The sequence below is a fragment of the Enterobacter mori LMG 25706 genome, from assembly GCF_000211415.1.
GTDB classification, from domain to species: domain Bacteria; phylum Pseudomonadota; class Gammaproteobacteria; order Enterobacterales; family Enterobacteriaceae; genus Enterobacter; species Enterobacter mori.
Genome location: NZ_GL890780.1, coordinates 75,826 through 90,258 on the forward strand (window position 1 = coordinate 75,826; position 14,433 = coordinate 90,258).

Sequence of the window (14,433 nt, forward strand, 5' to 3'; positions counted from 1 at the left end):
TCGGCGATCACCAGAGTCGACTGATGAAGTCCTAAGAGCCCGCATGGCGCAAGCCCTGCGGGCTTTTTTGTGCCCTCAATTTGTCCCGCGAAGTCCATAAGTTTTCCCGATCATACTGGAGCATCACACCATTAAACATTATTTCTCTCATGCTCAATGAGCCATTCTTTTCGAGAAATACCGCCGCCATAACCTGTCATCGCGCCATCTTTTCCAATTATCCTGTGACAGGGGATCACAATCGCAATCCGGTTTGCACCATTAGCAGCAGCGACGGCGCGCACAGCATTTGGCTTATTCATCCGTAGTGAAATGGACTGATAGTGTGAGGTCTGTCCATAGGGAACTGCCCGCAGCTCGCGCCAGACGGATTGTTGAAAATCACTCCCTGGGGCATCTACTGAGAGATCAAACTGTCGGCGCGTTCCGGCAAAATACTCGCTGATTTCCTTTACTGTCTGCCGGGTATGGCTGTTTTCTCCGGTGACGATTTTGGCGTTAAATAAACGCTGAATATCGCGAAATTCTGTTTCTAACATCCGGCGATCGGTAAACTCCAGTAGACAAACTCCCCGCTCTGTCGCACAGACAAACATCGGCCCAAGCGTCGTGGTAAAACGGTGAATGACAATCACCTGGGTTGCCTGAGTCGGCGCTGCACCAGTAAGTCGCTTGTAGGTATAACCAAACCCGCTCAGGGATTCATAGCCGTTGTCCAGCGCAACGTCAGTCGCCGTTCGTCCGCTTTTCAGCTCCTGCAGGGCAACGTTCACCCGCTGCATTCGTTGGAAAGCCTGAAAAGTGATGCCGTGATGTTGCAGGAACCAGCGTCTTACCCGCTCCGGACTGATTCCATGCTGGCGAAGCTCCGCGTCTGCAACACGGGATTTAATATCGCGCCTGACAAGCTCAAGCGCCTGTTCAACAAATAATGGCGCGCTGTGCGCATTCTCAGCGGGTCTGCAGACCTTACAGGGTCGAAAACCGGCCGCAAGGGCAGATTTGGCATCTTTATAAAATTCGACATTTTCACGTTTGGGCTTTCGCGCCCTACATACCGAAATGCAGAACACGCCAGTGGTTTTGACGCCGACAAAAAACACGCCAGTATATTCTGAAGCACGTTCCAGTAATGCCTGATACCAGATATCACATAAATTCTTATCGGTTATTTTCATCACCAAAAAGTCCTTCAAACGTCTGACGAGATCGGATCGTAAGCATGATATCAGTCAGCGTTGACTGCATGGCTGAATGCACAAAATTGCCCATGGAAATGCGGCTTACTCCGGCCATCTTCAGCCTGTCGAACGACGGAAGCTCGGGCATACACATGACATTAAGAGGCAGACCCGTTGCCTCTGCAATGAGGTTGATGTCTTTCTCTGACGTCAGACAGGGAACAAAAAGGCCGTCAGCACCTGCAGCTTTATAGCTTTGACCCCGTAATATCGTCTCCTGCAACGCATCTACATGCCCGAGCAGGTAAGTGTCAGTCCGGATGTTCAGAAACAGGCTATGATTTTCGCTTCTTAGCGCATCGCTTACTGCTTTCAGATTGCGGGAAAACACAGAGGCATCATCAATCTGACGCACGCCGTTCATGACTCTGCTGTCTTCAAGGTTAACGCCTGCGACGCCTGTCTGAGCAAGGCGCCTGAGATTGGCTGTTATCTCTTCGGCTGAATCACCATACCCTGCTTCCATGTCAATGCTCAATGGCAGCTTGCTGACAGCCTGGATACGGGTGACCATATAAAATAACGCATCAAACGGCATTCCCTGCCCGTCTTCATATCCCAGCGTGGACGCGATTGCTGCGCTGGACGTTCCCAATGCCTGATAACCTGCTTCTTGCGCTGCGACAGCACTGGTGGCATCCCAGACATTAGCGATAAGAAGCGGCTCATGCCGGTTGTGGAGTTCTGCAAAGTTCATATCCATATCCTCTCGATAGATTGAAAATGAATCTAAGCAGTAAGCAAGAACGTCACAACCGAAATTCAGACGACCATTTTTTAGCAATCGTCGTCTGAACTTGGGGCGAACCAGACCGAAACCTTTAGGGTCGGGTTCAGGCTTTCAGCATGGCAAAGTACTGATGAAATCCCGATTAAACCGGGAAGAGATCTTCAGAATTGTGGATGAGGAAGTCGCCCCTGCTCTACAGGCTAATCTGCTTTACAACCCAACGCCGGTGATGGACGGTTGGTCAGAGGAAGACATCAAACGGCTTGTCACAGCGTATTTGAAAAGAAAGCCGACAATTATCGAACGCATCATTCCTGCCCGGGTACTGTTAAAACAACGGCGCAAACACATCAGCAAGGAACTTAACAGGCTATCCGCTGAGCTGGATAAAGGTGTAATAAGTTAGAAAGCGAGCTGATAACTAAAGAATGTTAATAGCACAGGTCTTCTCGCACAGACAAAAAACCGCACACCTCAGGCATGCGGTTTTTATATACCCGTCAGGTCAACCTTACTCGGCGACCACAAACCCCGGCAGCTCGGCATCGAAGTAATTGTGATACATATTCATCACCTCAGGGTTGCGGAAGCTGTAGGTTTTCAGCAGCCAGCGTTTTTCCGCGGAGTAAGGATCTCGCACCTGGATGATTTCCCGGTTATGCAAAGAGTCCTGATTGGCGAAGGAGAACAGGTCGCCTTTGTTAATCGCGACGCGGCCTTTTGCCGCTTTGGTGATCGACACCTTAAGGTCAATCAATGCTTTGATCGCCTCTGCTGGCGCGTCCGGAGAATAAGTCGTTCGTGTGTCGTAGTAGCGGAAAGTATGAATATTTTCCAGGATCGGATGCAGTTCAGAATCAATCTGGCTGGCGTTCGAATCGCGAGAGTATTCATCAAAAGGGGTAATAAAAAGCGGCTTTCGTAACCACTCCTGGGATTCAGCTTTCAGGTTATCCAGAATCGCTTTACCGTCCAGGTAGCCGGTAAAAATCAGGTTTTCTTCGCTGCAACGCATGCCTAATAAGCTGAGAAAATCAGCGCGCACGGGGTGAGCGGTACGATCGTTGTGGTAGTAAAGTTCGCCGTCCGTTTTTTGCGTTTGTGTGTTGCTGTATTTTTTGTCGGCATACACATCATGGAAAAAATCACCGTTGTTGCGCGTGCGGTAGGCCAGTAACGGGGAGTCGGTGAGCTGAGCGAACAACTCCAGCAGCGCCTCTCCAACAAAGGTCAGCTTTTTGGCGTACTTATCGTTAACGGGATTGGTCTGATCAAATTCAGGAATGATGGTGTCGAGTGGAACGTTTTTTAATAAATGCGCGTTAATCCCCTGATCCTTGCGTTCTTGCCTGACGCGCTCGCAGGCCTGTACAAAAAAAGTAGGAACCAAACCATTTTCAATGAGTTCGGTGATGGACTGCTTGAAAAGTTTGTAGTCCGTATAAGGGCTGATGGTGACGCGGCTGATAAGTTTTGATAGCTCATCTTTTTGAAGATCGTTAAACTCTAGCTGGGTGATCATAGTTTGATTGCCTTATGTACGCTCAAAACAGACGCTGCACCCTGAGAAAGTAAGGCGTCTTGTTTTGAGTCTTATGGTTGTAATGGATTAAATCTTTCCTGTTTGCCTTGCGTAAGCGAACAAGCCACCCGCGGCGACAATGTTCGCAAGTTCCCCTACCGGAGCGGTTTTCAGAATCCCATCAGCAGTAGCGATCTGATGAGCGTCTAAATCGATTTCAATGGTATCCCCCGTTTTCAGCGCACGGATATCGCAGCCTTCATTCAGCGTGACGGGCATGATTTGCCCCGTGGATACACAGTTGCGGAAAAAAATACGGGCGAACGACTGCGCGACAACGGCCTTCACGCCGGATGCTCCCAGTGCCACTACCGCATGCTCGCGCGAAGAGCCACAGCCAAAATTTTTCCCGGCCACAATAAAGTCATAACCGGCACGCTGCGTCTGCGGATTGATAAACGGCAGCGCCCCTTCCGGCAGTCCGCACATGGCAAGCGTTGCCAGCTCCTCACGCCCCTCGGCAGAGGCCGGGTTAATTTTCAAATATTCCGCCGTTAATATCTGGTCGGTATCGATATTGTCGCCTAACACATAAACCGTACCGCGCATTACGTTATTAATAGTCATTAGTTAAGTACCGTTCTGGATTAGTAATAAAACCGGACACTGCTGCGGCAGCCACGGCATAAGGTGAGGCCAGATAAATCATCGCGCCCTTATTTCCCATTCGTCCCACAAAATTACGGTTGGTGGTTGAAATCACGCTTATCGGATCCCTGACTCTGCCAAAGGTATCCGCGGGTCCGCCGCAGCAGGCCGCGCAGCCGGGTTCAGACGATAATTTGACGCCAGCACGGGTCAGAATTTCGTATACGGAACGGCCCTTCACCTGGGTGGTGATCAGATTATGAAATACCTCTTTGGTCGCAGGGACGGCATAGGTTGGAATGGTCACCTTGCGCTGCCAGAGTATTTCTGCAGCAGCAATAAAATCACCCGTTTTACCGCCCGTGCAGGAGCCAATATAGGCTTGTGCAATAGCAATATTTTCCAGCTGCGCTACCGCTACCACATTATCAGGCGAGTGTGGCCGTGCAATAACGCTGGTTAATCCCGATACGTCAATATCGATCGTGCGAACGTATTGAGCATCTTCATCAGGCGTCATCACGGTATACGGGATGCGGGTTCTGGTCGCCAGATAATCCAGCGTGGCCTGATTTGGCACCATAATGCCGTTTTTAGCCCCGCACTCCACGACCATATTGCACATCGTCATCCGCTCTTCGACCGATAATTCGTCGATGACGTTTCCGGTAAATTCGATGGCATTATAGGTCGCCCCTTCCACACCCAGTTCTTTCATCAACACCAGAATTAAATCTTTCGCCTGGACGCTTTTCGCTTTCTTTCCGTAGTAATTCACTTTTATGGTGGCGGGAACCATCAGCGGGATCTCCCCCGTACCCAGGGCATACGCCCCGTCAGTGATCCCCACGCCAATGGCGAAAGTGCCAAAGGCGCCAGCGGTCACGGTGTGAGAATCGGTCCCCAACAGCACCTCTCCCGGCCGGGTATGTCCCCCTTCCGCCAGACCGATATGGCACACACCTTTATAGTCTGGGGTACCCACATCATAAAAATGCGTAATATTTTGCGCGTTTGCGAATTCCCGCATCACCCGAATATTTTGATTCGCCTGTGAGTCTGCGGAATAAACAAAGTGGTCAGGGATCATAATAAAACGATCCGGGTCCCAGACTTTTGCTTCTTCACCAAACTCTTTTTTAAATACGCTGGCGACGCCAGGCGTGCAGGGGTCGTGGGACATCAATACATCAACATTCACGAAAAGAACTTCACCCGGTGAAACATGCGTTCTGTTACTGGCTTTGGCGATAATTTTTTCGGTTAACGTCATCCCCTGATTGATATTTACCGACGCATAATCATCAGTCTCGTGAATATTCATTTTTTTCTCCTCATTATCTGATGAGGAAATTACACCGTACAGAGGAGGGTCTTTCAACGGGAATCCGTTATTAGTCAGGTTAGTTTCATTTTGCGTGTGAATTGTTCCTCAGGTGGAACTGTGGTCCCCGCTGCGCAGATTCTTTAAGTAAAGAAGAGCAGATATGCATACCACCGAAATATAGATCAGACAGAAGATCAGCATCAGCGTGGTAAAGTCCCTGCTCACCAGCAGCCACGCCCCGACGGCCAGTAAAAATGCATTGGCCAGCCCGAAATCACGCTCCATGCGTGCAAACACGCGCATGCGTTCATCCGGGGTATTGGCAGAGAGATCGAGGTTAGCAAGCGTGACGGGCCGAATCGTCCCTGAGCCAAACCCCAGCAGCACCAGCGCCAGCAGTCCGGAGATAAAATAGTCCATGCCTTTCGCTGCAAGCCATTCATTGCTGGCAAAAAGGCCCAGCGCCGCCGTCATGAAAAGGCTGGTCGTCGCCAGCAACGCCGTTACCCCAAACCGGGCGATGAAAGGTCCGGCTATTTTGATTGCCCCCCAGGACGAGAGCGTGAAGCAGCTCAGCACGGCCCCGAAAAGCAGAGGGTCCACGTTCACCATTATAAAGTAGAACGGAATAAAGCCGATGAAAGGCGCCAGCGTAAACGCTCTTGAGATGGAATAGAACAGCATCCAGAAGAGCTGATCCCCTCTGGGCGAAAAAGAGACCCGCTCAACAGGCCGAGCAGGTTCATGCTCTGACCCCTGCACGCGAATCAGCAATACGCATCCGGAGGAGATAACGCTCACCAGAATGGCGGCGATAAACGGCCACTGGGGATTATAGTCAAACAGAATGCTCCCCAGCGAGCCTGCCACCAGCGTGGCAATAAACATCCCGCTTTGCGACGTGGTCTGGATCTGCATAAACCGGTGCTGATCGCCTGCGGTGAGCTGGCGCAGCAGGGCCGCATCCGTGGTTAGCGCGATGGTAAACCCCGCGCCGCCAAGCAGCTGCGACGCCACCAGCAGAGTAAGATTGACCTCACTTTGCCGGGTACTCCACAGCATCAGCGCCATTCCCAGCGCCTTCAACAGTTCGCCTGCAATCACCGTCTGTCTGGGAGACGAGAAGCGCAGCAGCCAGCCGGGTATGCCGCTGCTGAAAGTACTGGTTAATCCATACAGCGCCAGCAGGAAGATAATCCGGTACATCCCCATATCTATCGTCCAGAAATAGAGTAACAGGACGGGAAGATGGAAATAGCAACGGGAAATAATACGGTAGGCCAGGAACAGGCCATGGTTGCCAGATCCGGGATGTAACCGGCGCGTCGTCATGACGACAGCATCGCCATAATGTCCATATCTCCCGCACGAAGGATGTTAATCTCCTCCTCCAGCAGCGAGACGATGGTGCTCGAGACCGTTGTCACAGGGCGCTGGGCTGCGGGCAGAATATAGCCCACACGGTCGCCAAACGTCTGGCGGGCGGCTTCAATGTCGATCAGGCAGTCAGACTCCACGCCGGAGAGATTGGCTGAACTCATCCCCAGCGGGCGGCCAAACAGCGCAATGACCTCTCGCAACACGCTCTGATGGTTGCACACCAGAGAAACAGATTCAGGCTTCAGATACGGGTTCTGCGGTACTTTATCCGATGCCGGAACCACCACATTCAGCGCGCCGGGCATGGCACCAATCAGCTTGTCGAGCGCAGCGCGGTGCTGAAGCTTATCAACAGCGATGTACTCCCACGCCTGTGCCGGTTCCGCGACAAAAAGCGTCAGCGGTTTCTGTCGTTCGCGTTTTTTGAGATCGTAAATTTTCTGGCAGGCGTCAATATTCCACGGGTCTGCCGCCAGGGCGTAATTGGTATCCGTGGGAACCAGAACCACCTCACCGCGCTTGAGGGCGGCGACCGTATTGTGTATATGCTGCATCTCTTTTCCTGTTTAAATGTTGACGGTTACGCTACGGCCTGCGAGACAGAAACTGGCGGGATCCGGCACGTCTTTCCAGTCGATATCGATATGTGCAGTCAGGACTTTCACGGGCAACTGGCGCCGCGCGATTTCAGGTGGGGGCTGAACGTCCCTTTCGCCTACCGCCACACGTCCACTCCCCGCGCGGAGGGTTCTTATTGTTCCTTTCCAGCGCATGGCTGACGAGGTGCTCAGGCGAACCGTGACGGCCATCCCCGGACGCAGACGATCGGCATCAGACTCATCAAAAAACGCCTCAACCCAGCGGGTGCGGCAATCCAGAATGCGCACAATCGGCGAGCCGTTCTGAACGCTTGCGCCATTCTCCTCGGTGACGTCCCAGATCACGCCGTCCGTGCTGCTGCTGAGCGTCGCCTGCTGACGAGAGTGAAGGAGCGCGGCAACTTCCTGAATGCTTTGCGTCGTCGCCTGCCTGCGGGCAATCAGCTGCAGCCTCTCCTGCTGCATATTCTCGATCGTGAGCGACATATCGCGCTGATTTTGCTGTGGCGCATCCAGCGTTCTTGGCCCTGTCAGCTGAAGGCCGGATTTCGCGGCATTCACGTCAAGTAAACGCTGACGCAGCTCGGCCGCTTTCGCCTCCTGGCTGGCCTGTAGCACCTGCGTGTTGTTCTTACGCTCTTCATACTCCATGCGGCTGATAAAACGCTGCTGGTAGAGGTTTTTATAGCGCTGAAGCTGCTGTCGGGAGAATGCGGTCTGCGCCGTAATCGCGCTCAGCTCCTCCTTCAGTTGCACAAACGTGGCAGCCGATTGTTTCTCACCTAACTGCTGCTGCATCCTGCTCTCGGCGAGGTATTGCTGTCGCTGCTGCTGATAAACCTGCAGTCGCTGATCGATCCCCGAAATGTGCTTGTCGAGCTCAGCAAGCTGGATCTCCAGCGCGCTGCGCTGGGCCACCAGGCCAGGGATCTGATCGTTTGCCTGTGTGGTCACCACATTGCCCAGGGACTGTCGGGCCTGGACCGCCTGGCCCGGCGCGATGTTCTTCGCCAGCACGAGCTGTCCCGGCAGCGGGGAGAGCACCGTGGATATTCGACCATTGATAAAGGCCTCCTTGCTGGAGACCCCCATTCCCGCGAAAAACAGCAGAACAATGGCCGCCAGCACGCCACCCGCCACGCCCCATTTGAGGAGGCTATGCCGGGCGAAAACCGCTCTGATTCGGTTAATCACACACGCCTCATTAACGCTTATACAGCGTGACGATGCTGGCTTTCTCAAGGGTATGCATGTTGATGAGGAAACGTATCACCGCGTTGGGCAGATCCGGCGTCACGCCCAGATCATCACAGCTCAGGGCGTGCAGGGTGAAGATGTAGCGGTGCGGAATATCGCCTTCTGGCGGGCAGCAACCGCCGTAGCCAGGCGCGCCAAAATCTGATTGTGCATGTGTGATGTCGGGTGTGTTCGCCGGGTTTCCCGCTCCCGCCGCAAGTGCGGTCAGGCTGGCAGGAATGTTATAGGCCACCCAGTGCCAGAAACCGCTGCCCGTTGGCGCATCAGGATCGTAAGCGGTGACGGCAAAACTTTTGGTCCCCTGCGGGACATGTTCCCAGGACAAGGCGGGAGAGACATTATCGCCATTTCCGCCAAAATTATGATATTCGTTCGCTTTAGTAAGAAAACCATAGTCGTATAAACCTGCAATAGATAATTTCATAGCGTTAACCTCTGCTTGATTGTTGGCATTTACCGGTGGGTTGTTCTATTGGTAACCGATTGAAAGCAAAACCGGTAACAGAATTCGCCAACCCGGCGAATTGCCCAGGAATAACGCGATATTGTTCCAACACTGAAACAATGCGGTGAAAATTTCTCTGCCGATTGCGAAGCCTCTTATTACACGACATCCTTGGCCTAAATTTATGACACCAGTGTGGTGCAGGGAGAATGAATGATGAATAAGAAAGTCGCGTGGAATGGTCAGGTTCAGCCGGAAGCGATTAACGTATTATCGGCGGAAGGCGGAATGATTGTTTGCCCTACGAAAGTGGGTTATATCATTATGACCTCGGATAAAGAGGGGCTTGAGAGAAAATTCGAAGCGAAACAGCGAAACCGTAATAAACCCGGCGTGGTATTGTGCGGCAGTATGGAACAGCTGAAATCGCTGGCGGAAATGAACCCGGAAATTGAGGCATTTTATCAGGCACACTGGGATGCAGACGTATTACTGGGCTGTATTTTGCCGTGGCGAGAAGATGCCATCGCCAGATTGCCTGATAACGGCCTGAAAGATCTGATGATGGACGGCAGAAAAACCAGCTGCTTCGTGATTAAATTTGGTAAACCCGGTGAAATGATTGCCAAAGAGCTGTGGGAAAAACATCAAAAATTCTCTTTTGCCAGCTCGGCGAATCCGTCAGGCAAAGGCAACCGCGGCATGGTGGAGTTCATTGGGGAACGCATCGAAGCGCGTGCAGACGTAATTATTTGTGCCAACGAGTACGTTAAGTCTATTCAGCCTGATGAAACCCAGGAGAGTCGCTATGAACAAGGCGTCATGGTGTCAATGGTAGACAGTGAAGGGAAACTGGTTCCTGAACAGGGTAGTGCCCGAAAAGTGACCCCTTGCCCGGTATTAATTCGCAAAGGTCTCGACGTCAATAAAATTATTAACTTCATGTCAGCCCAGTTTAATACCTGGGACTATCGCCACGGCGATTATTATTAATATTTCGGGTTTAACCACGTCATAGGGATGTCGATAATTATGTCATTTATAGACAAGGCCATTACCGTATTGCGTAATAGCGGGATCATACTGATCCCTACCGATACCCATTTTGCACTGGCGGCCGATCCTGACAGCCCGGACGCCATGGAAAAATTGACGCTGTTAAAAAGATCGCCCGGTACGAGAGAGATGACGTTTTGCTTCTGCGAACTGGCTGATATATGGGAATGGGTGGATGTCAGCCCGTGGCAAAGAAGCAAAATTGAAATGCTCAGCCGGGCCTGCTGGCCCGGCACCCTGAAAATCAGCCTGCGAAAGAAACAGCGAGCCGGTTTTCTTCCCGGCGCAGGCGATATTCTTCCGGTCGTCTGCGTGAAAAACAGTCAGATGCGAACCATCATCAGCCGGTTAGGCAGGCCTTTGGCGGTCATCCCGGCAGGATATCCGCAGGCTGAGGGCGATCTTGTGAGTTTTACGCTCGCCCGGGAAGACATGGGAGACCGCGTCGATCTGGTCGTCCCGTCCAACTGCAAAAATCCCAGCCGTACCGCCACCACGCATATCTCTTTGCTGGATGACAACGTCTCGATCCTTCGTCATGGCGAGCTGGATATCAGTAGCCTGCTTTGACCTCAGCTCCGGTGATAAGCTGCTGAAGTTCGTCGCTAAAACGCTTAATGCCTGACGTCATCGTATTTTTATTTTTTGACAGCAGCCAGACTTTATATTCATCCATCTGCCAGCCGGGTAAAAGCCGGACCAGTTTTCCGGTGGCGAGACTTTCTCGCGCAATGTAATTGGGCAAGTAGGCAATGCCCAGACCGGAAAGTGCCATGCTGATCAGCGCCACGCTGTTATTACTCCTGAAGCGGCTATGGACGTCAATATTGACCTTCTGTTTCTCTTTTCCGAACGGCAGCGAAACCGTACGAGCCACACCACGGAACAGGATGTAGTTATGGGCGGGGAGATCGCTCGGGGTCTGGACAGGACGCATCCGGGAGATAAAGTCAGGGGTGGCATACAGCCCCCACTGGATGGAGCATAAAAATTTGGTATGCTCATGCGTTGGCGTGTCCTGAGCCACGATGATGGACAGATCGTACGGGCTCTCTTTGATATCCACCGCTTTATCGGATAAATCGAGATCGACGTTGGCCATAATATTTCGTTCTAAGTAAGCATTTAAAGCTGGCACAACATACTCTTTTCCGAACGTCACCGGAGCAAGTATTTTTATTGTCCCCGCCGGCTCCTCATAATAATCCCGTATAAACCGTTCTGCAGAACGCAGCTCATTCAATATTTTGAAGCAGTGTTGATAGTAGCTCAACCCCAGCTCCGTAATCTCTATTTTCCGGGTGGTACGCTTAAGCAGCATTGCACCAATACGTTTTTCCAGCGTTGAAATATCCCGGCTAACTGACGACTTCGACATTCCCAAAGAGAGTGCGGCCTCGGTGAAGCTCAGGGTTTCGACGACACGCGCGAAAACCACCATCGGAATTAAATTCTCGATTTTTTCCATTCTACAATCTGCACCCGATCAGCAAACGTCACCCGACAATTAGTCGCAAAAGTCCTTACTAGCGTCAAGTGAAAAATTTCCAGCGTGCCGCCCTTTGTGCGTTTTTTATTAACGCAAAGAGGGCGTGTTGATATTTTTTCTCATCGACGCAAGGATATATTTTCGTCGAAAAATGAGAGAAGCCGGCAGGTGAATATCCACGCACTAAAAGAAAAATATCTGGTTTTTTATGCTTTATTTATTGCTTCTGAATACGAATTAAATATTTAAATCCGCTAATTTCCCACTAGCATAACGACTCAGGGTGAATGTTACTAGAGGGTTAACAGTGAGTGAATGCATAGTTTCAGGAACACAGTGGGGGGCACAAAACCCCATCCGCGAGGACGATCTTGCGGCAAGGATCGATGCCTTACCGGCTTCCGCCGGGCTTTGGCGATTCATCGCCTTGCTGTCTCTTGGCGGTTTTTTTGAGCTTTACGATCTGTTTCAAACTGGCTATATCAGCGCCGGGCTCATTGCTGATGGGATCTTTCATACCGGGCAGCAGGGTGTGTTCGGTATGGCCGACCAGGCCGCATTTGCTTCCGCGACCTTTCTGGGGCTCTTTATCGGTGCCAGCCTGCTGAGCCCCTATGCTGACCGCATTGGCCGACGCGCGACCTTTATGTATGCCCTGCTCTGGTACGGGCTGTTTTCCCTCGTCATGGCGTTTCAGCATCAGGCGGAATGGGTGATCTTTTTCCGTTTTATGGTGGGGATCGGGCTCGGCGTTGAACTGGTGACCATTGATACCTATCTGACAGAGTGGGTACCCGCTCACCTTCGCACCCGCGCATTTGCTTTCGCCTTTTTCATTCAGTTTCTCTCCGTTCCTGCCGTGGCGCTGATGTCGTGGTGGCTGGTCCCGCAGACGTGGTTTGGCCTGAGCGGATGGCGGTTCGTGGTGATTGCCGGCGCGCTGGCGTCCATCGTCATCTGGCTTGTACGTAAGGGGCTGCCGGAATCGGCACGCTGGCTGCTGCCGCAAAAGCGCTATCTGGAGGTGAGAAACGTCATGCATGAGATGGAAAAACGCTGCGGTGCCGACGAGCAGGCTGATTTCCCTCTCCCTGCCGGGCAGCACAGCGACCAGTCTTCCCTCAAGGGCAGATTTAAGGACATCTGGTCCCCGCGCTACCGTGGCCGGGTTGTCATGCTGGTGGTGATGAATATCTTTCAGGCGATCGGCTTTTTTGGCTTCGGAAACTGGCTCCCTGCCCTGCTGTCCGGCAACGGGACATCGGTCACGCACAGCCTGCTGTATGCCTTTTTCATCACGCTGGCCTATCCTCTCGGCGCGCTCATCTGTAGCCGCTATGCCGATCGGATGGAAAATAAATGGCAAATCGTCTTGTCCTGTCTGACCACGGTCATCTTTGGTTCGCTGTTCGCGCTTCAAAGCAACCCGCTGCTGTTGATTGCCTGCGGCTTCTTTATTACCTGGTCCAATGCCTGGCTGACCTACAGCTACCACTCCTATCAGTCTGAGATTTTCCCCACCCGTATTCGGGCTCGCGCGGTCGGCTTTTGTTATTCCTTTAGCCGTTTATCCACCGTATTCAGCAGTATAATTATCGGTCTTATCTTGCAATATAGCGGCTCGACGGCGGTCATTGCCTTCATTGTAATAAGTATGCTGATTGTGATGCTGACCATTGGTATTTTTGGCCCCAACACGCGCGGTATCGATTTGGAAAATATTTAATCACCGTGACTAATAAAATGCCGTCTCACGCCAGGTGAGCGGCATCCATGATTATTTCTGCTGCCCCGGAAATAATAGCCCCGTCATGGCATCTCCCTTTTTACAGTTTTTTCCTAAAGCCGCTTCGCTTCGTCTGTGACATGCTGAATCACGCTCATAACCGATAACGTTAAATGAGGATATTATGAAAAAAACAATTATCGCATTATCTGCCATTCTGCTGGCTTCCCCCGTTTTTGCTGCGACCACACATGCAACTGACGACACTGTCGCCGCGGCGAAAGCAAACGCCAACGACGCGAAGCAAAAACTGCACGAAGAGCAGAACAAAGGTGAAGAACTGAAGCTGAAAAACGAGCATGCCGCAGAAGGTAAAAGCGAAAGCTTTGGCAGCAAGGTCAGCGAAGACTCCCAGAAAGCCTGGCATAAAACCAAAGAAGGCACCGAAAAGGGGTGGGATGCCACCAAAGAAGGTGCTGAGAAAGGCTGGAATAAAACCAAACAGGGTGCCAGTGAGTTAGAAAAGAAAGTCACTGAGTAATCCCCAAAGAGGCCGCGTTAGCGGCCTTTTTTTGTCTCTCCGAACAAAGACGCAAGATACCCGCGTGGCGTGCAGAAAAAGATCGGTGTTGCTATCAACCGAATGTATTTACCCTTCTCTCAACGACGTTTAGCGCTCTCTAATTAGCAGAAATTTGTCTGCACATCAGAATATATTTTATTACTTCAAAAACATAATATATCTTACATCAAAAATGTTACCCTAACTTAAACACGAATTAAGTAACCATAAATAATATAATTTAAAATAAAGGGTAACTTTCTTTCTGCCGCATTAATTTACTTCTTAAGAAACGTTCAAAAAGATGTCAGGCTTTAATAAAAAACCTTCAAAAACAGAGCATTAATTATTTGCATTGATAATTAACATCAATATATTAATGCCAACTTCACAATATCCACCTGTATTTACAGCAGCTTAATTTGCATATCGAGACTTTTCTGACTATATC

At 51.3% G+C, this 14,433-nt stretch carries 14 protein-coding genes and 1 pseudogene; 5 read left to right on the top strand and 10 right to left on the bottom strand.

What is annotated here, in order from left to right; genetic code table 11:
* Nucleotides 1-131: 131 nt before the first annotated feature.
* Together ENTMO_RS0118535 and ENTMO_RS0118540 are read right to left on the bottom strand one after the other, a co-directional pair.
* Nucleotides 132-1,178, bottom strand: a complete 1,047-nt coding sequence (locus ENTMO_RS0118535) for a bifunctional transcriptional activator/DNA repair enzyme AdaA (protein WP_010434249.1) — start codon at nucleotides 1,176-1,178, stop codon at nucleotides 132-134.
* The gene (locus ENTMO_RS0118540) at nucleotides 1,162-1,938 is read right to left on the bottom strand and encodes an isocitrate lyase/PEP mutase family protein (protein WP_010434251.1); all 777 of its coding nucleotides are present in this window, start codon (nucleotides 1,936-1,938) and stop codon (nucleotides 1,162-1,164) included. Before ENTMO_RS0118540 ends, ENTMO_RS0118535 begins: the two co-directional genes overlap by 17 nt.
* A gap of 154 nt (nucleotides 1,939-2,092) precedes the next feature.
* On the opposite strand from ENTMO_RS0118540, the pseudogene ENTMO_RS24325 reads away from it, so the two are divergent.
* Nucleotides 2,093-2,377: pseudogene (locus tag ENTMO_RS24325) on the top strand (DUF7079 family protein); the annotation flags it as partial.
* Between the two features lie 105 nt (nucleotides 2,378-2,482).
* Here the strand turns inward: ENTMO_RS24325 and ENTMO_RS0118550 are convergent.
* The 7 genes from ENTMO_RS0118550 to ENTMO_RS0118580 all read right to left on the bottom strand — a co-directional run bounded on the left by ENTMO_RS0118550 (nucleotide 2,483) and on the right by ENTMO_RS0118580 (nucleotide 9,128).
* Nucleotides 2,483-3,493: a TauD/TfdA family dioxygenase gene (locus ENTMO_RS0118550; protein WP_010434255.1), complete on the bottom strand. Its 1,011-nt coding sequence runs from the start codon at nucleotides 3,491-3,493 to the stop codon at nucleotides 2,483-2,485.
* A gap of 87 nt (nucleotides 3,494-3,580) precedes the next feature.
* Nucleotides 3,581-4,120, bottom strand: a complete 540-nt coding sequence (locus tag ENTMO_RS0118555; protein WP_010434257.1) for a LeuD/DmdB family oxidoreductase small subunit — start codon at nucleotides 4,118-4,120, stop codon at nucleotides 3,581-3,583.
* A complete protein-coding gene (locus ENTMO_RS0118560; RefSeq protein WP_010434259.1) occupies nucleotides 4,110-5,465 on the bottom strand; it encodes a 3-isopropylmalate dehydratase large subunit in 1,356 nt (451 codons plus the stop codon). The genes ENTMO_RS0118555 and ENTMO_RS0118560 overlap by 11 nt, the downstream gene beginning before the upstream one ends.
* 108 nt (nucleotides 5,466-5,573) lie before the next feature.
* Nucleotides 5,574-6,800 (bottom strand): MFS transporter, encoded by a 1,227-nt coding sequence (locus tag ENTMO_RS0118565; RefSeq protein WP_029485170.1) that lies wholly within the window; start codon nucleotides 6,798-6,800, stop codon nucleotides 5,574-5,576.
* Complete coding sequence (locus ENTMO_RS0118570) at nucleotides 6,797-7,402, bottom strand: L-threonylcarbamoyladenylate synthase (RefSeq protein WP_010434262.1); 606 nt, start codon at nucleotides 7,400-7,402, stop codon at nucleotides 6,797-6,799. The genes ENTMO_RS0118565 and ENTMO_RS0118570 overlap by 4 nt, the downstream gene beginning before the upstream one ends.
* Before the next feature lie 12 nt (nucleotides 7,403-7,414).
* Entirely contained in the window at nucleotides 7,415-8,641 is a 1,227-nt protein-coding gene (locus tag ENTMO_RS0118575) for an HlyD family secretion protein (RefSeq protein ID WP_010434263.1), read from the bottom strand.
* A 10-nt stretch (nucleotides 8,642-8,651) separates the two neighbouring features.
* Entirely contained in the window at nucleotides 8,652-9,128 is a 477-nt protein-coding gene (locus ENTMO_RS0118580; RefSeq protein WP_010434264.1) for a YbhB/YbcL family Raf kinase inhibitor-like protein, read from the bottom strand.
* A gap of 234 nt (nucleotides 9,129-9,362) precedes the next feature.
* On the opposite strand from ENTMO_RS0118580, the gene ENTMO_RS0118585 reads away from it, so the two are divergent.
* Entirely contained in the window at nucleotides 9,363-10,142 is a 780-nt protein-coding gene (locus tag ENTMO_RS0118585) for an L-threonylcarbamoyladenylate synthase (protein WP_029485171.1), read from the top strand.
* A gap of 39 nt (nucleotides 10,143-10,181) precedes the next feature.
* Nucleotides 10,182-10,775 carry an L-threonylcarbamoyladenylate synthase gene (locus ENTMO_RS0118590; protein ID WP_010434268.1) on the top strand — a complete coding sequence of 198 codons (594 nt, stop codon included), beginning with the start codon at nucleotides 10,182-10,184 and terminating at the stop codon, nucleotides 10,773-10,775.
* On the opposite strand, the gene ENTMO_RS0118595 is transcribed toward ENTMO_RS0118590, so the two are convergent.
* Nucleotides 10,759-11,673: a LysR family transcriptional regulator gene (locus ENTMO_RS0118595; protein ID WP_010434270.1), complete on the bottom strand. Its 915-nt coding sequence runs from the start codon at nucleotides 11,671-11,673 to the stop codon at nucleotides 10,759-10,761. The genes ENTMO_RS0118590 and ENTMO_RS0118595 overlap by 17 nt on opposite strands.
* Before the next feature lie 340 nt (nucleotides 11,674-12,013).
* Between ENTMO_RS0118595 and ENTMO_RS0118600 the strand changes: the two genes are divergently transcribed.
* Nucleotides 12,014-13,420 carry an MFS transporter gene (locus tag ENTMO_RS0118600; RefSeq protein ID WP_041951455.1) on the top strand — a complete coding sequence of 469 codons (1,407 nt, stop codon included), beginning with the start codon at nucleotides 12,014-12,016 and terminating at the stop codon, nucleotides 13,418-13,420.
* A 184-nt stretch (nucleotides 13,421-13,604) separates the two neighbouring features.
* Nucleotides 13,605-13,961 carry a hypothetical protein gene (locus tag ENTMO_RS0118605; RefSeq protein WP_010434274.1) on the top strand — a complete coding sequence of 119 codons (357 nt, stop codon included), beginning with the start codon at nucleotides 13,605-13,607 and terminating at the stop codon, nucleotides 13,959-13,961.
* Nucleotides 13,962-14,433: the final 472 nt, after the last annotated feature.